The sequence below is a fragment of the Cupriavidus sp. 96C5-1 genome (genome assembly GCF_057798855.1).
Genome location: NZ_JBYOJU010000010.1, coordinates 174,359 through 193,205 on the forward strand (window position 1 = coordinate 174,359; position 18,847 = coordinate 193,205).

Genomic DNA, 18,847 nt, shown 5'->3' on the forward strand with positions numbered 1-18,847 from the left:
AGCCGTCAGGGCCTGGCCAGCAGCCTGATCAGCGCTTCGGTCTCGTCCGCGCAGGCCTTGGCCGCGCGCAGCTCGGCGCTGCGGTAGAGCCGGATCACTTCCTCGCCGACCGGTGTCAGCACGGTGCCGCCGCCCTGCGCGCCGCCATGTTCGGAATCGACGGCCGGCTGCTGCAGGGACCGGTTGATTTCGTTGAGCAGGTCCCAGGCGCGCTTGTAGGACATTTCCAGGCGCTTGGCCGCGGCGGAAATGGAGCCGCATTCCCGGATCGCCTCCAGCAGCGCGACCTTGCCGGGTCCAATGGCAATCGTCCCGCCGAGCATGATGCGCATGCGGAAAAGCGCCTGCGGCGTGTCCGGGCTGACCGAGGTTCGTGAGCGAGCAAGTTTGACCATGGCGGCATGGTACCTCGGCCGGCCGCACTCAAGGAATAGGCGAACGATCCGGACAGCCGATAGCCCGATGGCCCCCTGAAGGAAAGGATTGCGCAATCGTTATATTTTGTTGAATATATCGATTTCAGAAAAACCAGATACAAGACATCCAATGCATCCAATGGGGGAGATCCACATGTTCATCCATATGATCAAGCTGAAGCGCCCGCTGTCCGCGTGCCTCGGTGCTGCCTTCGTACCGCTGCTGCTGGTGGCCTGCGGCGGCTCCGATGCCGAAACGCCGGCCACGGCAGCCGCGCCTGTCACGCAGCCTGCCCAGGCGGAGCGCCAGCTCCAGGTGAGCGGCGCGCTCGACCGGCCGGCCACGCTGACGATGACGCAACTGCGCGCCCTTCCCGCCGCGACCCAGACCGTGACCTATGGCAGCGGCAGTGGCACGCAAACCCACACCTACGTGGGAACGGCGCTGTGGAACCTGCTGGATGGCATGGGCATCCAGACCGATGCCGCGGTCAGGAACGATGTGCTCGGCAAGTACGTGCTGGCCACCGGCGCGGATGGCTACAAGGCGGTGTTCTCGCTCGGCGAGTTGAAGCCGGATGTCGGCAACCGGGCCAGCCAGGTGGTCTATAGCGAAACCGTGAATGGCGCCGCCGCCCCGCTGGCGGCCGACGGCCTGCTGCGCGCGACCGCGCCCGGCGACGGCAAGGGCGGACGCTACGTGTCCGGCCTGCTCCGGCTGGATGTCCGCGCCTCCGGCTCGGCGGTGGCGGGCACCGGCGGCGCGCCTTCCTCGCAGTTCGGCGTGACGGGCGCGGTGAAGCAGCCCGCCGCCTTCGACCTGGCCGCCCTGAAGGCGCTGCCGGCGGTGACGCGCACGGTGGGCGCCAGTACCTACACCGGCGTGAGCCTGTGGAGCCTGCTGAACACGGTCGGCCTGGCCACCAACCCCGCGGTGAAGAACGACGTGCTGGCCATGTATGTGGTGGCGACCGGCAGCGACGGCTACAAGGCCCTGATTTCGCTAGGCGAGATCGAGCCCGGCTTCGGTAACCAGCCGGACCTGATCGCCTATGAAATGGATGGCGCGCCGCTGACCACCAGCGGCTTTGCCCGGCTGGTGCTGCCCAACGATGGCAAGGCCGGGCGCTACGTGTCGAAACTCATCAGCCTGGAAGTGTTCGCGGCGCCGCCTGCCCAATAAGCGCAGGAAGGCACCGGAACAGGCTGGACACAGCCTCAGGCGCGGGTGGCCAGCAGCACGCTGGAAGCCTTGAAGATGGCGACGGCCGCGCCGCCTTCCACCAGCCCCAGGCTGGCCACGCTGTCGTTGGTGATGATGGCCACGATCTCGCCGCCCTGCTTCAGGCCGATGACGACCTCGGCATTGACCGCGCCGATCTTGATGCCCGACACCGTGCCCGCGATCTGGTTGCGGGCGGACAGCAGCATGTCCGGCTCGGGCACGCCCACGATCACGGACGACGCCTTGATCAGCGCAATGGCTTCCTTGCCCACGGCAAGCCCGAGCCGCTGCGTGCTGTCGCTGGTGATGGTGGCGACGATGTTCACGCCGCCGCCGATCTCGAGTTCGATCTCGTCGTGCACCGCGCCCTTGTTGATCGCGGTCACCTTGCCGCTCAGTTTGTTTCTTGCGCTGGTTTTCATCTTTGCCTCACCTTGTTCCATGCGCGGCCGCTGCCTGGCCGCAAGGGGCCGGCGCGGCTCCCGGGCAAGCGCCGGGGCCGAAGCCGGAAATGCATCGTACTCACGCATCTGATTGGCGGATCATACAGCGCCCATGGGCAGCGGGGGCAGCGGCCCGGTTGATAACCATGCTTGCCCGGTGGTGATGTCCGCCCTGTCCAACGCCCTGGGTCCGCTGCCCCTCGTTATATTCAATGGTATATTTCGCAAACCAACCGGGGAGCCGGGCGCTGCACGACGCCACCTTGCGCAACAGGAAACAGGCGGCGCCCTGCACCGTCCTTCCCGCCTGACTCGAGATACGCATGCACACGCCACCGTTTCGCCTTGCACGCGCCAATGCCATTGGGGCTGCGCTTGGCCAGCCGGCGCCGGCTGCCGGCTGTTGCGCGCCGGCCAGCCCGCAGTCCGGCACCGGCCGCCGGCGCACGCGGCTGGCGGAGCTGGACGCGCACCTGCACTGCTCCATCATCGGCACCTGCATGACGACCAGCGAGCTGCGCAAGCTGGTACCGCGCTTCATCGCGCTGGACCGCCAGCGCGCCAGCGACCTCGAGATCCATCATGAGGCGGTCAAGCTATCCAGCAACGGCGGCGAGGGCTGCAAGGCGCTGCAGAAGGCGCTGGACGAGCGGCATGCGCATGCGCTGCGCACTTTCAGCGCGGCCAGGGAGGCCGATGCCGTGCTGAAGCTGTGGCAGGACGCCGTCGCCAGCGGCGATATCCCACCGGCCTACTGGGCCGTGATGACCCACCCCGATGCGACCACCGCCGTGCGCCAGGCCGCGTTCGGCGAGGTGCATATGCTGTCGCACCTGGTGGGCGCCGCCAACCGTGCCGACATCCGGCGGCTGATCGCGCTGGAGGAAGAGCACGCCGCGCTGCGCGACAAGCTCGAGCGCCAGCAGGAACGCCTGCGGGAAATGAGCACGCGCCACCAAGCGGAAATGCGGCAGACGCGCGACCGGCTCAGCCAGCTGGCCGCACGCGCGCAACGGATGGCAGGCACGCCGGACGGGCATGCAGACGCGCAGGCGCTGCGCGAGGCGCTGGCCTCCCGCGAGGCGGACCTCGCCTTGCAGGCCGGCCGGCGCGAAGCCGCGGAACTGCGTGCCGTGCGCGCGCAAGAGCAAGCACAGGACATGCGCACGCAGCTCGACGATGCGCTCGCCCAGCTCACGGCCAGCCGCGCCGAGGCCGAGGCGATGGAGCACCTGATGCTGCCCGCCGCCGCGCGCGATGAAGCGCGGTATCCGGGACTGCGCCGGCTGCATGGGAAACGCATCGTCTACGTCGGCGGGCGCCCTGGCTCCAACCACACGCTCAAAGCGCTGGTGGCGTCCACCGGCGGCCATCTGGTGGTGCACGATGGCGGCATCGAAGACCGCAAGGGCCTGCTGGCCGCCGCCGTGGCACGCGCGGATATGGTGGTCTTTCCGGTCGACTGCATCGACCATGACTCGGTCAGCATGCTCAAGCGCGTCTGCGATCGTCACCAGGTGGCCTACTACCCCTTGCGGACCGCCAGCGTGGCCAGCTTCGTCGAGTTGACGGCACGGGTCGGCATGACGCTGCCGGCCCCGGATACGGTGGCCAGCGGCGGCTGAACCTCGCGCAGGCGGGGTCTCGCGGCCCCGGGGCTCGTCAAGCGCGGCGCGATTTCCCATTGCCCGCGCCGGGCACGCCGCCCGCCACCGGCAGCTCGAAGCAGAACGTCGCCCCCGCGCCGGCGCGCTCCACCAGCCGGATCTGGCTGCAGTGCAGCTGCAGCATGCGCTGCACGATCAGCAGGCCCAGTCCGCCCGCGCGGTGCGCGCCGCCCGAGCTGAACGGGCGCTGGAACAGGCTGTCGCGCAGCGCCGCCGGAATGCCCGGCCCGGTATCGCTGACGGTGACCGATACCTTGCCGTCGTGGCAGGCCAGGTCGACATCGATGGCGCCTTCGGCCGGCGTATGGCGGATCGCGTTGTCGAGCAGGTTGGTCAGCACGCGCTCGATCATGCCGAGGTCGGCGGTGACGGTGGGCATGCGCTGCGGAATGCCGGCGCGCAGTTGCACATGCCGCGCCTCCGCCGGCAGCTCGAACTTCTGGAACACGTCCTGCACCAGGTCCACCAGCGAGAAGTCCTCCAGCGCCGGCTGCACGATGCCATGCTCGAGCCGGGCCAGCTCGAAGAGCGACTGCGCCAGGCGGCCCACCTTGACGCTTTGCGCCAGCGCGATGGCCAGGTAGCGCTGGCGTTCGGCCTCGCTCAGCGCGCCGGCCTTCAGCGACAGCGTCTCCAGGTAGCCATGGAGCGAGGTCAGCGGCGTACGCAGGTCATGGGAGATATTGGCGACCAGTTCCCGCCGCTCCTGGTCCTGCCGGGTCAGCGCGCGCCATTGCTCGGCGATGCGCTCGGCCATCTGCGCGAAGGCGGCTTCGAGCGCGGCGATCTCGTCGCGCTGGCTCGCGGACGGCGGCCTTTGCACAGGCGGCACGCGCGGCTGCGTATCCGGCGCGCCGTCCGCATTGAACCGGCGCATCGCCTCGGTCAGGCGGCGCAGCGGCCGGGTGATCAGGCCGAACGCCATCAGCCCCGCGAGCAGGCCAAGCAGCGCTACCAGCGCCATCGACCACAGCGTCGTGCGCAGCACGGAATTGGCCGATGCCCGCGCCGCCAGCTGGTCGTGCGCCTCGCCCATCAGCACCACGTAGATATACCCGGCGGGCTCCGCGCCGCCCACGCGCAGCGGCGCCGCGCTGAACACCTTGCGCCCGCTCGCGCTGCGCGGATCGTCCCCCAGGATGGGCAGCGGCTCGCCGTCGAGAAGGCGCCGCACCGGCCGCAGGTCCACCTGCTGGCGCAACAGGTGGCCGGCCGGCGCGTCGTGCCCCTGGATGCGGCCCTGGCGGTCCAGCAGGTAGACCTCGACGCTGGGGTTCACCACCATCAACTGGCCGAACAGCCGGCGCAAGGCGTCCGGCTTCAGCCCGTTGGCGTCCATCAGCGCAGCATTGCGCGCGATGCTGCCGGCGAGCCCGCGCGACAGGTCCTGGATGACCTCCTTCTCGCGCATGTCGTTGGAGCGCACCTGCAGCCAGGCAGAGGCGCCGCAGCAGGCTAGCAGCAGCACGGAAAACACGATCGACAGCCGCTGCGTCAGGCTGAGGTCCGGATTCAGCTTCATCTTCAGGCCCAGGTTCACGGTACGTCCCCTTGCGCCGCCGGCCCCGCGGCGAGCTTGTAGCCATGCCCCCATACGGTCAGGATGCGGCTGGGTTGCGCCGGGTCGGCTTCGATCTTGGTGCGCAGCCGGTTGATATGGGTGTTGACCGTATGCTCGTAGCCCTCGTGCTGGTAGCCCCAGACGGCATTCAGCAGGTCCATGCGCGAGAACACCTTGCCCGGATGCCGGGCGAAGAAATACAGCAGGTCGAATTCGCGCGGCGTCAGCTCGATGCGCCGCCCGTCCACGGCGGCCTCGCGCGTCAGCGGATCGATCGACAGGCCGCCAAGCTCCAGGCTGCCCGCGTCGACCCGCAGGTCCTTGGCCATCGCATCGACGCGCCGCAGCAGCGCCTTCACCCGCGCCACCAGTTCGAGCACCGAGAACGGCTTGGCAAGGTAGTCGTCGGCGCCAAGCTCCAGGCCGAGGATGCGGTGCACCTCGCTGGAACGCGCGCTGGTGATGATGATCGGCGTGTAGCGCGTCATCGCGCGGGCGCGCCGGCAGATTTCCAGGCCATCGACGCCGGGCAGCATCAGGTCGAGTATCAGCGCGTCCCAGCCGCCCTGCTCCAGCAGCCGCAGGCCTTCGTTGCCATCGGCGCTGTGCACGACTTCATAGCGCTCGTCGCGCAGGTGCAGGCTCAGTACGTTGGCGATGTCGACGTCGTCTTCGACGATCAGGATGCGCTTGGGGTGATCCATTGTTTCCAGGCCTTCGGCGCGAGCATGGCCCGCGCGTGACAGAGGAAGCCGCGAGCGTCGCGGCTGCGTAGCTATTGTGCAAAACTTTGAGACGCCGAGTTATCACATTTAATTTAACCTTTTGTGAGGACTCCGGGACCGCCCCAGCCATACGATGCGCCATCGATCCATCGCACCGGTCTCCCCCAACGATCCGGCGCATGCAGGCAAGGAGCACATCATGAGAAGCCGAAGGCGCTTTCTGGTATCGGGCGGTGCCGCCGTGGCGGCCATCGCCGCCGCGACGGGATGGCGCGCGCTGGCCGCCGGCCAGGCTAACGCCGGCAAGCCGGCCGAGACCTTCGAAGTGGTCAGATCCGACGAGCAATGGCGCAAGCTGCTGACCCCGGCACAGTACAGCGTGCTGCGCCAGGAGGGCACGGAGCGGCCCTACAGCAGCCCGCTGAACGACGAGCACCGCGCCGGCGTATTCGCCTGCGCGGGATGCCAGCTGGATCTCTTCTCGTCGCGCACGAAGTTCGACAGCCGCACCGGCTGGCCCAGCTTCTGGGCGCCGCTGGACAACGCGGTGGCAACCCGCCAGGACCGGTCCTTCGGCATGACGCGCACGGAGGTGCACTGCCGGCGCTGCGGCGGCCACCTGGGCCACCTGTTCGACGACGGACCCAAACCCACCGGGCTGCGCTACTGCATGAACGGCCTGGCGATGACCTTCAGGCCGCAGGCCGCGTGAGCCCACGCCGGCCCCGTCTTTTTCAAGAACCATACAGGGAATCCCATGCTCCTCATCTTCCTTGCCTATCTTGGCGGCGCGCTCACCATCCTCAGCCCGTGCATCCTGCCCGTGCTGCCCTTCGTGTTCGCGCGGGCCGACCAGCCCTTTGCGCGCAGCGGCCTGCCGCTGCTGGCCGGCATGGCCCTGACCTTCGCGGCGGTGGCAACGCTGGCCGCGGTCGGCGGCGGCTGGGTGACCCAGGCCAACCAGTACGGCCGCTGGCTGGCGATCGCCCTGCTCGCCGTGTTCGGCCTGACGCTGCTGCTGCCGCGCTTCGCCGAGCGGCTGATGCATCCGCTGGTGAGCGCCGGCAGCCGGCTCTCCGCCTTTGCCCAGGCCAATGACCATGGCGATGGCAAGCCGGCCGGCCCGGGCGCGTCGTTCCTGCTCGGCATCGCCACCGGCCTGCTGTGGGCCCCGTGCGCCGGCCCCATCCTCGGCCTGGTGCTGACCGGCGCGGCGCTGCGTGGCGCCAGCGTTGGCACCACGCTGCTGCTGGCCGCCTACGCGGCCGGCGCGGCAACCTCGCTGGCGGTAGCGTTGCTGATCGGCGGCCGGGTCTTCACCGCGATGAAGCGCTCGCTCGGCGCGGGAGAATGGATCCGGCGCGGGATCGGCGCGGCCATGCTGCTTGGCGTGCTCGCGATCGGGCTGGGACTGGACACCGGTGTGCTGGCCCGCATTTCGACGGTAGCCACCGGCGGCATCGAGCAGCACCTGGTGGACCGGCTGTCGGGCACCCCCGGGGCCATGACCGGTGCCACGGCTGGGGCCGGCAATGCCAACGCCATGCTGGCCGCGTCGTCCGGCGCGATGATGCGGGCCGGCGGCACCTCAGCCGCCGGCGGCGGGGCGGCAGCGCTCCCCGTGGAAGGCCAGCTGCCCGCGCTGGCGGGCGCCGTGCAATGGCTGAACTCGCCGCCGCTCACGGCGGAAGGCTTGCGCGGCAAGGTCGTGCTGGTCGACTTCTGGACCTACTCGTGCATCAACTGCCTGCGCACCCTGCCCTATGTGAAGGCGTGGGCGCAGAAATACCGCGACCAGGGGCTGGTGGTGATCGGCGTGCACGCGCCGGAGTTCGCCTTCGAGCGCAATATCGATAACGTGAAGAAGGCCACGCGCGAGCTAGGCATCGACTATCCCGTCGCCATCGACAACAACTACGCGATCTGGCGCGCCTTCAACAACCAGTACTGGCCAGCGCACTATTTCATCGACGCACAGGGGCGCATCCGCCATCACCATTTCGGCGAAGGCGAGTATGCTGAATCGGAGAAGGTGATCCAGCAACTGCTGGCCGAAGCCGGCCACACCGGTGCCGCGAAGGTCGCCATCGGCCTGGGCGGTGCCGGCGTGCAGGGCGTACAGATGGCCGCCGGCAAGGCCGGGGTCGAATCCGGCGAAACCTACATTGGCTACGAGCGCGCAGAGAACTTCGCCTCCCCGGGCGGCGAGGCGCGCGACCGGCCGCACGCCTACACGGCGCCCGCGCGGCCCGCGCTCAACGACTGGGGCCTGGCCGGCACCTGGCAGGTGGGCGCCGAGCACGCCACGCTCGCCGTGGAAGGCGGCCGCATCGTCTACCGCTTTCACGCCCGCGACCTGCACCTGGTGCTCGGGCCAGGCAAGGACGGCAGGCCGGTACGGTTCCGCGTCAGCATCGACGGCGCCGCGCCGGGCGACGCGCGCGGTACCGACGTGGCGGCGGACGGCAGCGGGCAGGTCACGGAACAGCGGCTCTATCAACTGGTGCGGCAGACCGGCAAGGTGGCGGACCGCACCTTCGCCATCGAGTTCCTGGACCCCGGCGTCGAGGCTTATGCGTTCACCTTTGGTTGAATGCGAGCGGCAGCAACAGACCAAGGCACGGTTCACTTCACTGCAAACAGTTCAAGGACAAGGACGGTCGATCATGACAACGCACACGCCAAACGGGTCATCCTGGTGGGCCCGCCCGGCCACCGTGAAACTCGCCGGCCTGATCGTGCTGGCGGCGGGCCTGCTGGCCTGGCAGCACGCGGCGAACCCGGCGGAAGACGCCGTCAGGATTCCGGCGCCCGCGCTGGACGAAAAGGTGGCTACCGTACAAACCGAGACCGCCGTGTTTGCCGGAGGCTGCTTCTGGGGCGTGCAGGGCGTGTTCCAGCATGTACGCGGCGTCAAGTCGGCGACCTCGGGCTATGCCGGCGGCACCGCCGCCACCGCGCAGTACGAGACGGTCAGCGGCGGCAACACCGGACATGCCGAGTCGGTACAGGTCACCTTCGATCCGGCACAGGTCACGTATGGCCGCCTGCTGCAGGTCTTCTTCTCGGTCGCGCACAATCCGACCCAGCTCAACTATCAGGGCCCCGACCACGGCACGCAGTACCGCTCGGCCGTGTTCCCCCTCACGCCGGAGCAGCGCAGCATCGCCCAGGCGTATATCGCGCAATTGGGCAAGGCCCATGTCTTCTCCGGCCCGATCGTCACCCGCGTCGAGGACTACAAGGGCTTCTATCCAGCGGAAAATTACCATCAGAACTTCCTGACGCTGCATCCCGCCCACCCGTACATCGTCATCAACGACCTGCCGAAGATCGGCTATCTGAAGCATATGTTCCCCGACCTGTATCGCAATGATCCGGTGCTGCTGAAGGTGGCGGGGTCGTGAGGGCGGGGGCGGGACGTCGCTGAGCGGGCAGCTCGGGCCGGTTCGCGCGTCGATGCGTGCTGTTTGCGTCACTTATACCACCAGGATTGCACACGATTTCACCTCCAGCGCCTGGGATCGATGGGAAGCACTGTCCGGCCACCTGTATGCGTCGCCCCCAGCCGCACGCACAAAGCTTGCGTTTTGCGATTGCAAAGCGGAAAAGCCGGGCCGGTTAAGCCCCCCGAAAGCAAAATCAGGCAAAATTCGGTGGTTGCTGCCGGTCTGCGACCCAGCCGGCGGCATTTCCCAACCCTTGTTGACCCTGAGAGAAGCAATGAGTACCCAGCAATCTACCATCATCTATACCCTGACAGACGAAGCTCCGCTGCTGGCGACCAGTGCCTTCCTGCCCATCATCCGCACCTTCACCGCGCCGGCCGGCATCAACGTCGCCACCAGCGACATCTCGGTGGCAGGGCGCATCCTGGGCGAGTTCCCCGAATTCCTGACCGAAGCGCAACGGGTGCCCGACAACCTCGCCGAACTCGGCCGCCTGACCCTGCTGCCGGACACCAACATCATCAAGCTGCCGAATATCAGCGCCTCCGTGCACCAGTTGGTCAGCGCGATCAAGGAACTCCAGGGCAAGGGCTACAACGTGCCGGACTTCCCCGAAGACCCGAAGACCGACGCCGAGAAGGCCATCCGCCAGCGTTACTCCAAGTGCCTGGGCAGCGCCGTGAACCCGGTGCTGCGCGAGGGCAACTCGGACCGCCGCGCGCCCGCCGCCGTCAAGAACTACGCACGCAAGAACCCGCACAGCATGGGCGAGTGGAGCATGGCTTCGCGCACCCACGTGGCCCACATGAAGCACGGCGACTTCTACCACGGCGAGAAGTCCATGACGGTCGAGAAGGCCCGCGACGTGAAGATGGAGCTGGTCACCAAGAGCGGCAAGACCATCGTCCTCAAGCCCAAGGTGTCGCTGCTGGACGGCGAGATCATCGACAGCATGTTCATGAGCAAGAAGGCGCTGTGCGACTTCTATGAAGAGCAGATGGAAGACGCTCGCAAGACCGGCGTGATGCTGTCGCTGCACGTGAAGGCCACCATGATGAAGGTCTCGCACCCCATCGTGTTCGGCCACGCGGTCAAGATCTTCTACAAGGAAGCCTTCGCCAAGCACGGCGCGCTGTTCGACGAGCTGGGCGTGAACGTCAACAACGGCCTGGTCAACCTGTACGACAAGCTGGAATCCCTGCCCAGCTCCAAGCGCGAAGAGATCATCCGCGACATGCACGCCTGCCACGAGCACCGTCCCGAGCTGGCAATGGTGGACTCGGCCAAGGGCATCTCCAACCTGCACGCGCCCAACGACGTGATCGTGGACGCCTCGATGCCGGCCATGATCCGCATCGGCGGCAAGATGTGGGGCGCCGACGGCCGTCCGAAGGACACCAAGGCCGTGATCCCGGAGAGCACCTTCGCCCGCATCTACCAGGAGATCATCAACTTCTGCAAGACCAACGGCAACTTCGATCCGGTCACCATGGGCACCGTGCCCAACGTCGGCCTGATGGCCCAGCAAGCCGAGGAGTACGGCTCGCACGACAAGACCTTTGAAGTCCCCGAAGCCGGCGAAGCCCGCATCGTCGACATCGCCACCGGCGAAGTGCTGCTGGTGCAGAACGTGGAAGAAGGCGACATCTGGCGCATGTGCCAGGTCAAGGACGCGCCGATCCGCGACTGGGTCAAGCTGGCCGTCACCCGCGCCCGCAACTCCGGCATGCCGGCCATTTTCTGGCTGGACCCGTACCGCCCGCACGAAGCCGAGGTCATCAAGAAGGTCGAGACCTACCTGAAGGACCACGACACCACCGGCCTGGACATCCAGATCATGTCGCAGGTGCGCGCTATGCGCTACACGCTGGAGCGCGTCATCCGCGGCCTGGACACCATCTCGGTCACCGGCAACATCCTGCGCGACTACCTGACCGACCTGTTCCCCATCATGGAACTGGGCACCAGCGCCAAGATGCTCTCCATCGTTCCCCTGATGGCAGGCGGCGGCATGTACGAAACCGGTGCCGGCGGCTCGGCGCCCAAGCACGTCAAGCAGCTGGTGGAAGAAAACCACCTGCGCTGGGACTCGCTGGGTGAGTTCCTGGCGCTGGCGGTATCGCTGGAAGACCTGGGCATCAAGACCGGCAACGGCCGCGCCAAGATCCTGGCCAAGACGCTGGACGCCGCCACCGGCCAGCTGCTGGAGAACAACAAGAACCCGTCGCCCAAGACCGGTCAGCTGGACAACCGCGGCAGCCAGTTCTACCTGGCCATGTACTGGGCGCAGGAACTGGCGGCGCAAACCGACGACGCGGCCCTGGCCGCGCAGTTCGCGCCGCTGGCCAAGCAACTGACCGACAGCGAGCAGGCCATCGTGGCCGAGCTGTCGGCGGTGCAAGGCCAGGCAGCGGACATCGGCGGCTACTACAAGCCCGACTTCGACAAGCTGGACAGCGTGATGCGTCCGAGCAAGACGCTGAACGCGGCACTGGCGGCTGTCCGGGCTTAAGCAGGCCCAGCCGCCTTGCGGGTCAAGGCGGCTCTTCTTTCTTCTTGTTTCTTGTTGCCCGCCCGTCAAGCGAGACACCTCGCTTCGGGCCGGCGCCCTTCCCCCCAACCGCAGTTACCGTGCCGAGTCGCGCCAGCCTGCGGATTGCGCCAACGCGTTCTGCACCACGCACGCAAGGTCGGAAATCACCGAAGCGGTCTCCTCCATCAGCACGACCGCGGCCGACACCATATGCTGGCTATCGGGCGACCCGCCATCCTGGGCGCACGCGCCCAGGATGGCAACCTGCCGCTGGATCAGCCAGGCTATCGGCTATCCGGCCGGTCAGGCAAACAGCCCCATCGAGGCAATGCCGGCAACCAGCAGCAGAGGAAAGGCCCAATATTGCATCGGGATCCAGAACAGCGTGTGGCGCTTGCGCAGTTCCACGGACTGCCCGGTGGCCGGATCGACCAGGGTGCGGCCGGGACGGGAGTTGAGGTGCCTGCCGAGATAGAAAACCGCCGCCGCGGACATGAACAGTGCGGCGACGACGGCCGCGAGGTTCGACAGATTCACCACGGCGCTCAGGAAGCTCATGACGAGCACGCAAAGCAGGGGCACGATCACAACCAGAAAACCTAAACCTTGCCAAATCAGGAACATCGGGTACTCCGGTTACATGGACAAAAAAGGAACGCATGCCGGATCAGGGCATGGGCGCCGGATTATATCGATGAGACCGATTGGGCACAATTTAGATTTCAGACAGGCCAGACAGGCCGCGACGGGACGTTTCAGCCCGTACGCAATGCCATATCCAGCGCAGCCATCGGCGGCTCGATCATGGCCAGGAGACGGGCCCGGCTAACGCCGTCCCGAGCCTGCACCGAAAGCCCATGCAGAAGCGTGGCGTAGTCATCCCCTGCTTCTCCGCTTACCTGGCAACCGGGGAGGACGGTGCATCGCCTTGCGTTTCGCCGTTGCAGGCGCAGCGGCTGGACCGGCTGCCGCCGGCATCGATCCTGGTCTGCGGGTACGACCCGCTGCGCCAAGCCTTGCGCGGCAACGGCCCCTGATGCCGGCCGGCGGCCTGCGCGCCCCGGCGTTTGACAGCAAGCGCCGGCCCACAAGATACTGGGTCCTGCTCTATTGTCCTGAAGGAGGATCGCATGAAATACCGGATCGCCGGATCGCTCGCGCGGCCATCCCGGACCGGCTGCGAAGCCAGCCCGACCGGCAACGGCAAGGCGGGGGGCATGGCATGAGCAAGGCCTCCCTGGACGAACACGCCGCCGGATCCGGACGCAGATCCGCAAGCAAGGCCTACAAGCACGAGCTGCGGCGCCTGCAGGTCGAACTCGTCAAGCTGCAGCGGCAAGTGATCTCGTCCAACGACAAGATCCTTGTCATTCTCGAAGGCCGCGACGCGGCGGGCAAGGATGGCGCGATCAAACGCATCGTCCAGCACCTGAGCCCGCGCGAAGTCCGCGTCGTCGCGCTCGGCAAGCCCTCCGACCGCGATCAGTCCGCCTGGTACTTCCAGCGCTACGTGGCGCAACTGCCGGTATGCCAGGAACTGGTGCTGTTCAACCGCAGCTGGTACAACCGCGCCGGCGTGGAACGGGTGATGGGATTCTGCACCGAGGCCGAGCACGAGGACTTCATGAATTCGGTGGTCGACTTCGAGATGCTGCTGGCGGGCTCCGGCATCAGGCTCATCAAGTATTACCTCGACATCAGCAAGGATGAGCAACGGCGGCGCCTGAAGGACCGCGCAACGGATCCGCTCAAGCAATGGAAGATCAGCCCGATCGACGAACAGGCAATCCATTACTGGAAGCAATACAGCGCGGCCCGCAACGAGATGCTGACCCGCACCAGCACACCGGGGACCCCCTGGCGGGTAGTGCGAACCGACAACAAGCGCGAAGCCCGGCTCAATATCATCCGCGACCTGCTCGGGCAGCTGCAGTACAAGGGCAAGGACGAAGCGCTGACGCGAGCCGACCGGGAAGTTGTCTTCCCTTTCCATACCGCGTGCATCGAGTCCGGCGGGCTCGCGCCGTAGCGGGTCCCGGGCCGGCAGGCGGCGCCAGACTGCCGAAGGCTGCGCGCGCCGCCAGGGCGGATGAAATCATTCCATCGTGAAGCTGCCGTCCCTGGCCAGTTGCCGGTACCGCGTTAGCTCTGCATGGACGCGCCTGCGAAATTCCTCCGCATTGCCGGCGAGGACGATAATCGATTGCCGGCGGAACGCCTCCTCGACGCGGGGCTCGCGCAGGACCGCCTGCAGGTCCTCCTGCAGGCGCTGCAACGTCGTGCGCGGCGTGCCGGACGGGGCGGCTAGGCCAAACCAGAACGCGCCGCCCAGGTCCCCGATGCCGACTTCGCCAAAGGTGGGGACGGCCGGATACGCCGGCAACCGTTGCGCGGTGCTGATGGCGAGCGGCCGCAGCATGCCCGCGCCGATGAACGGCCGGACAACGCCGACGGGATCGAAACTCAGGTCGATCTGCCCGTTGACCACATCGGCCAGCACTTGGGTACTGCCCCGGTATTGCACTGGCGTGATGTCCACCTGGAAATCCGCGGCGATGATGGCGCCGATCAGGTGGGGGGCGGTGCCCACGCCGGTAGTGCCATAAGTCAGCGCGCCCGGCCGGGCCCGCGCGCGCGCCAGCAGATCCTGGAACGAGCCGATGCCGGAGTCCGTGCGCGAGGAGATCATCACCGGCGTCTCCGCGACGAGGCCGACCGGCGCCCAGATGCCTTCGGCGGCGATGGACAGATGGGGCCGAAGGGCAGGCAGCATGCTGAACGTGGTGGAACTGCCGAGCAGGAGCGTGTATCCGTCGGGGCGCGCCTTTGCGACGTGCGCTGCCGCGATCATGGTGGAAGCACCCGGCCGGTTGTCCACGATCACGGGCTGCCCCAGCCTGGCCTGCAGGCTGCCGGCGATCACGCGGGCGATCACATCGGTGACGCCGCCCGCGCTGAAGGGAACCACAAGGCGCACGGGCCGCTGGGGATAGGCGTCCGCAAAAGCGCAGCCGCTGAACGCAGCAAGGAAAGCCAGAACCGCGCCGATGCCGGTCCGGCGAATGGGCATCATGGAAAACAGCATCATTATCGTGACTCCACCCGGCCGCCCCGGCCATCCATCCCTGCCCTGCACACATCCACTCCCTTTTCCGTTACGCCATGCGGCCCCCCCATTTTCCTACGCACCAGGACCTGAGCGCATTGCGCTACCGCAACCGGCGAGAAAACGGCATCCTGCGCCGCAGGATAGAAATATGGCGAAAGCAGCAGATGGGCAGTTTTCCCCACAAAAAATTGTTGCGAAACTTGTATTTGTTTTGTTACGCTTCGCTCGGTCACAACGATGGGTTCTCCCAAATGGACAGTTGTTCTAGTTGGCCTTCGGCCAAACTCTGAACGGCTAGGCAAGTCCAGGCGATTCCTCGCCGCTGCCTAGCCGATACCGGCGGGCGGTGGTCTCTTGTGCGGTTCTCCGTGCGAGCCATTCCCCTTTTATGTGTTGTTTTATTCCGGCGATTCGTGCGCCGTGGCAGGCAGGCGTTCGCCCGTTCCATGGATGCCGGCTGCCTGAAGCCATCGCACGCGCGCGGGAGATCGTCCCAACACCGAGACTGTTCGAGCAAAGCACTGCAGTGAATGAAGCCGGCGCGGTGGGACATTTGGGTGTGGGACGGTCTGTTTCTGGGAAACCGCCAGGCTCAGCCCTCCATTTTCAATGGAATGTGATGCTTTGAACATTTAGTCATTATTTTCTGTGCAGGAAATCATGAATAACTGTCGCCGTGTTTAAGTCGCACTTGAATTGGTTGACAGGGGATTCCCTATATTGACGGCATCTTGCCCTGAGTGAAAGGCGTCTTGAAATGAAGCTGAAAGAATCGGCTGTCATAAATGCGTCCACCGTATGTGGGAGTATTTGTGTATAAAAAGCGAAATTGGGAAGACGTTGGTATCGCCGTGATGCTGATCTGCGCCACCGGGCTGGCCTGGGGCGTGGACCTGAGCGGAGATACCAATCCCGTACCTCTGGCACCGGCCGTACCGGCAACCAGGAAGCCCGCGCCGGCCGGCGAGAAGCCGCCCGCCAGCGGGTGGAACAAGCCGGTTGCGGCGGCGCAGGGTACCGGCACGTCCACCGCCCCGGCCCCGGCCGCGGCCTTGAGCCCCGAGGAGAAGACCAAGGGCCTGGTCGGGCCCGGCTTTTCCCTGTGGGAGCTGTCCGAGGAACTGCGCGCCAACAATCCGCAGCTGATCCAGGCACGCTCGCTCTATATGGCGGCCAAGGCCATCGTCCCGCAGATCGCCGCGCCCAACAATCCGCAGGTCGGCTTCATCTGGGGCAACCTGCCCAAGAACAGCCCGCTGGCACTGGCCCGCGCGGAGTCCTTCAGCTATACCCTCACCCAGTCCTTCCCCTTCCCCGGCAAGAAGGCCCTGGCCGCCGATATCGCCAACACCCAGGCCGAGTCGATCGACGCCCAGCGCGACGCCCTGTACCTCCAGCTTTACGCCCAGCTCAGCACCACCTACTTCCAGGCCCTCGCGCAAAAGGCCCAGCTCGACGTGCTGCGCCTTAACCTCAAGCGCCTCGAGCAGGTCAAGCAGGTCGCCCGCATCCGCTACGCCAACAATGCCGCCGGCTATGTCGACTACCTCAACGCCCAGGTCGCCCAGAGCAGCGCACAGAACGATATGTTCGGCCTGGAGCGCCAGTACGACAACGCGCTCAAGTCCATCAACACCCTGATCGGCAAGAACCCCGAGTTCCCCCTCGAGCTGCGCCCCGACGCCAGCGCCGCGCGCCTGCCCCCCACGCCCCTGCCCGAGCTGGAAGACATGGCCCTGCGCGAGCACCCCAATGTGCGCGCCTCGCGCTTCCAGGTCGAAGCCGCCGAGAAGGGCGTGCGCCTGGCCCGCAAGGCCTACCTGCCCGACTTCCAGATCATCGGCACCTTCAACGGCAACAACCCCCCGCTGGGCTTCAAGCCCGCCAGCTACGGCATCGAGTTCGACATCATCATCCCGCTGTTCTTCTTCACCAAGGAGAAGTACGGCGTCGATGAAGCGGTCGCCAACAAGGTGGCCTCCGACGCCAACGACCAGTCGGTGCGCCAGCAGACCCTGCTGGCCGTCGATACCGCGCACAACAACCTGCGCCAGTCGGTCAACCAGGCCGAGTTCCTGCGCCAGCGCCAGTTGCCCGAGGCGATGACGGCCTACAAGATGGCCTTCACCAACTACGCCAACAACAACGCCGATTTCACCGATCTGCTCACCGCCAGCTCCGCGCTCAAGAACGCCGAACTGGCCGTGACGCAAGCCGAGTCCGAGGCTCGCCAGGCGTACTACACGCTGGCCGCCGCGGTGGGACGAGACAAATTCTGACGGCCGCGAGGCCTTGAACCTATGAACAAGAATCTGATGATCGGCGCCGGCTTCGTGGTGGTCCTCGCCGGCGGTATCTGGGGCGGCAAGTACTGGGCCCAGGCGCAACAACCGCAACAGGCACAGCCGGCCGGCATACCGCTCGCCAAGGCCCCGGCCGCCAAGCCGCGCCGCGTGCCTTCCCGGCTGACCCTGCCCGAGGGCGGCTTCGACCCGAACGCGGTCAAGTCCGCGGTGTTCAATATGCAGACCGTCGCGGTCGACATGCCCACCCCCGGCAAGCTCGCCTATAACGTTCAGCAGGCCAAGCTGGCCTCGGCCCGCGTGGCCGGCCGCGTCGAGCGCATCCTGGTCTACGAGGGCGCCGTGGTGCGCCCCGGCCAGCCGCTGGCCGAACTGTACTCGCCCGAGTACATCGCCGCGCAGAACGAATACCTGCTCTCGCACAACGCCTATCACACCCTGAGCGGCAGCGGCCTGAAGGAACTGGTGGACGACGCCAGGCTCACCATGCAGTCGTCGGAGAACAAGCTGCGCGTGCTGGGCGCCACCCCTGAGGACATCGCCCGCATCCGCGAGCGCGGTACCGCCTCCGATACGCTGACCCTGCGCGCGCCGATCGGCGGCACCATCGTCAAGCGCGACATGGACCCGGGCTCCTACCTGAACGTCGGCGATTCGCTGATGAGCATCATCGACACCCGCTCGATCTGGTTCACCGGCAATCTCTACGAGAACGACATCAGGAACGTGCGCCTGGGCCAGACCATCGAGATCGAGACCCCGGCCTACCCGGGACGCCGCTACCGCGGGCGCGTCAGCTTTATCGCCCCCAACGTCGACGCCGACACCCACACCCTGCAGGTGCGCTGCGACGTGCCCAACCCGGACGGCACGCTCAAGCCCGAGATGTACGCCACCGCGCGCATCGTCACCGGCACCGCGCAGGCGCTGGTGGTGCCCCAGTCGGCCATCGTCAAGGACCAGGGCAAGCTCTACCTGATGACCCAGCCCGACGACAAGCACATCGAGCGCGTGGCGGTGCAGGGCACCCCCCGCAGCGACGGCACCTTCCAGGTCACCGAGGGCGCGCCCGCGGGCGCGCCGGTTCGCGTGGTGACGCAGGGCGGCATGCTGCTCAACGAAATGCTGCTCAAGCAGGAGGCCTGAGATGGTCTTCTCGCCCATCAGAAGTATCCTCAAGCGGCGCCTGGTCATCGTCTTCCTGGCCCTCGGCCTGCTGGCGGCCGGCGTGCTGAGCTTCCTGCGGCTGCCGCTGCAGGCCTATCCCGGCGTGGCGCCGGTCACGGTACAGGCCATCACGCAGTGGCCCGGCCGCAGCACCGTGGAGGTCGAGCAGCAGATCACCATTCCCGTGGAGAACGCGCTGGCCAGCGTGCCGGACGTGCAGTCCTTCCGCTCGGTCTCGCTGTTCGGGCT

At 66.8% G+C, this 18,847-nt stretch carries 17 protein-coding genes; 11 read left to right on the plus strand and 6 right to left on the minus strand.

Annotated features, from left to right (window positions below; genetic code table 11):
- Positions 1 to 5 precede the first annotated feature (5 nt).
- The gene (locus AC3FOF_RS14385) at positions 6 to 395 is read right to left on the minus strand and encodes a winged helix-turn-helix domain-containing protein (RefSeq protein WP_276267661.1); all 390 of its coding nucleotides are present in this window, start codon (positions 393 to 395) and stop codon (positions 6 to 8) included.
- Between the two features lie 175 nt (positions 396 to 570).
- Here AC3FOF_RS14385 and AC3FOF_RS14390 point away from each other — a divergent pair, with 175 nt between their 5' ends.
- A complete protein-coding gene (locus tag AC3FOF_RS14390) occupies positions 571 to 1,599 on the plus strand; it encodes a molybdopterin-binding oxidoreductase (RefSeq protein ID WP_488726973.1) in 1,029 nt (342 codons plus the stop codon).
- A gap of 35 nt (positions 1,600 to 1,634) precedes the next feature.
- Here AC3FOF_RS14390 and AC3FOF_RS14395 read toward each other — a convergent pair whose 3' ends face one another.
- Positions 1,635 to 2,063, minus strand: a complete 429-nt coding sequence (locus tag AC3FOF_RS14395; protein ID WP_017225423.1) for a TOBE domain-containing protein — start codon at positions 2,061 to 2,063, stop codon at positions 1,635 to 1,637.
- 344 nt (positions 2,064 to 2,407) lie between these two features.
- On the opposite strand from AC3FOF_RS14395, the gene AC3FOF_RS14400 reads away from it, so the two are divergent.
- The gene (locus AC3FOF_RS14400; RefSeq protein WP_488726974.1) at positions 2,408 to 3,709 is read left to right on the plus strand and encodes a DUF2325 domain-containing protein; all 1,302 of its coding nucleotides are present in this window, start codon (positions 2,408 to 2,410) and stop codon (positions 3,707 to 3,709) included.
- A 37-nt stretch (positions 3,710 to 3,746) separates the two neighbouring features.
- On the opposite strand, the gene AC3FOF_RS14405 is transcribed toward AC3FOF_RS14400, so the two are convergent.
- Together AC3FOF_RS14405 and AC3FOF_RS14410 are read right to left on the minus strand one after the other, a co-directional pair.
- Positions 3,747 to 5,273: a sensor histidine kinase gene (locus AC3FOF_RS14405; protein ID WP_276267667.1), complete on the minus strand. Its 1,527-nt coding sequence runs from the start codon at positions 5,271 to 5,273 to the stop codon at positions 3,747 to 3,749.
- 14 nt (positions 5,274 to 5,287) lie between these two features.
- A complete protein-coding gene (locus AC3FOF_RS14410; RefSeq protein WP_017230711.1) occupies positions 5,288 to 6,016 on the minus strand; it encodes a response regulator transcription factor in 729 nt (242 codons plus the stop codon).
- Between the two features lie 220 nt (positions 6,017 to 6,236).
- Here AC3FOF_RS14410 and msrB point away from each other — a divergent pair, with 220 nt between their 5' ends.
- The 4 genes from msrB (at position 6,237) to AC3FOF_RS14430 (ending at position 11,998) form a co-directional block, all read left to right on the plus strand.
- Complete coding sequence (gene msrB / locus AC3FOF_RS14415) at positions 6,237 to 6,749, plus strand: peptide-methionine (R)-S-oxide reductase MsrB (protein ID WP_276267664.1); 513 nt, start codon at positions 6,237 to 6,239, stop codon at positions 6,747 to 6,749.
- Between the two features lie 45 nt (positions 6,750 to 6,794).
- The gene (locus AC3FOF_RS14420) at positions 6,795 to 8,630 is read left to right on the plus strand and encodes a cytochrome c biogenesis protein DipZ (protein WP_488726975.1); all 1,836 of its coding nucleotides are present in this window, start codon (positions 6,795 to 6,797) and stop codon (positions 8,628 to 8,630) included.
- Positions 8,631 to 8,703: 73 nt separating this feature from the next.
- The gene (msrA, locus tag AC3FOF_RS14425) at positions 8,704 to 9,444 is read left to right on the plus strand and encodes a peptide-methionine (S)-S-oxide reductase MsrA (RefSeq protein WP_488726976.1); all 741 of its coding nucleotides are present in this window, start codon (positions 8,704 to 8,706) and stop codon (positions 9,442 to 9,444) included.
- Positions 9,445 to 9,760: 316 nt separating this feature from the next.
- A complete protein-coding gene (locus AC3FOF_RS14430; RefSeq protein ID WP_488726977.1) occupies positions 9,761 to 11,998 on the plus strand; it encodes an NADP-dependent isocitrate dehydrogenase in 2,238 nt (745 codons plus the stop codon).
- A gap of 324 nt (positions 11,999 to 12,322) precedes the next feature.
- Here the strand turns inward: AC3FOF_RS14430 and AC3FOF_RS14435 are convergent, their stop codons facing one another.
- Positions 12,323 to 12,643 (minus strand): hypothetical protein, encoded by a 321-nt coding sequence (locus AC3FOF_RS14435; RefSeq protein WP_276263779.1) that lies wholly within the window; start codon positions 12,641 to 12,643, stop codon positions 12,323 to 12,325.
- Between the two features lie 233 nt (positions 12,644 to 12,876).
- On the opposite strand from AC3FOF_RS14435, the gene AC3FOF_RS14440 reads away from it, so the two are divergent.
- Both AC3FOF_RS14440 and ppk2 read left to right on the plus strand, forming a co-directional pair.
- Positions 12,877 to 13,056, plus strand: coding sequence for an alpha/beta hydrolase fold domain-containing protein (locus tag AC3FOF_RS14440; RefSeq protein ID WP_276263780.1), 180 nt, complete (start codon positions 12,877 to 12,879; stop codon positions 13,054 to 13,056).
- Between the two features lie 185 nt (positions 13,057 to 13,241).
- Positions 13,242 to 14,048 carry a polyphosphate kinase 2 gene (ppk2, locus tag AC3FOF_RS14445; RefSeq protein ID WP_276263781.1) on the plus strand — a complete coding sequence of 269 codons (807 nt, stop codon included), beginning with the start codon at positions 13,242 to 13,244 and terminating at the stop codon, positions 14,046 to 14,048.
- 66 nt (positions 14,049 to 14,114) lie between these two features.
- On the opposite strand, the gene AC3FOF_RS14450 is transcribed toward ppk2, so the two are convergent.
- Positions 14,115 to 15,107, minus strand: a complete 993-nt coding sequence (locus tag AC3FOF_RS14450; protein WP_017225908.1) for a Bug family tripartite tricarboxylate transporter substrate binding protein — start codon at positions 15,105 to 15,107, stop codon at positions 14,115 to 14,117.
- Positions 15,108 to 15,940: 833 nt separating this feature from the next.
- On the opposite strand from AC3FOF_RS14450, the gene AC3FOF_RS14455 reads away from it, so the two are divergent.
- The 3 genes from AC3FOF_RS14455 to AC3FOF_RS14465 form a co-directional block, all read left to right on the plus strand.
- Positions 15,941 to 17,407: a TolC family protein gene (locus AC3FOF_RS14455; protein WP_488726978.1), complete on the plus strand. Its 1,467-nt coding sequence runs from the start codon at positions 15,941 to 15,943 to the stop codon at positions 17,405 to 17,407.
- Between the two features lie 21 nt (positions 17,408 to 17,428).
- Positions 17,429 to 18,577, plus strand: coding sequence for an efflux RND transporter periplasmic adaptor subunit (locus AC3FOF_RS14460; RefSeq protein WP_488726979.1), 1,149 nt, complete (start codon positions 17,429 to 17,431; stop codon positions 18,575 to 18,577).
- Between the two features lies 1 nt (position 18,578).
- Positions 18,579 to 18,847 (plus strand): efflux RND transporter permease subunit (locus tag AC3FOF_RS14465; RefSeq protein WP_488726980.1); only part of this gene is annotated, 269 nt, incomplete at its 3' end.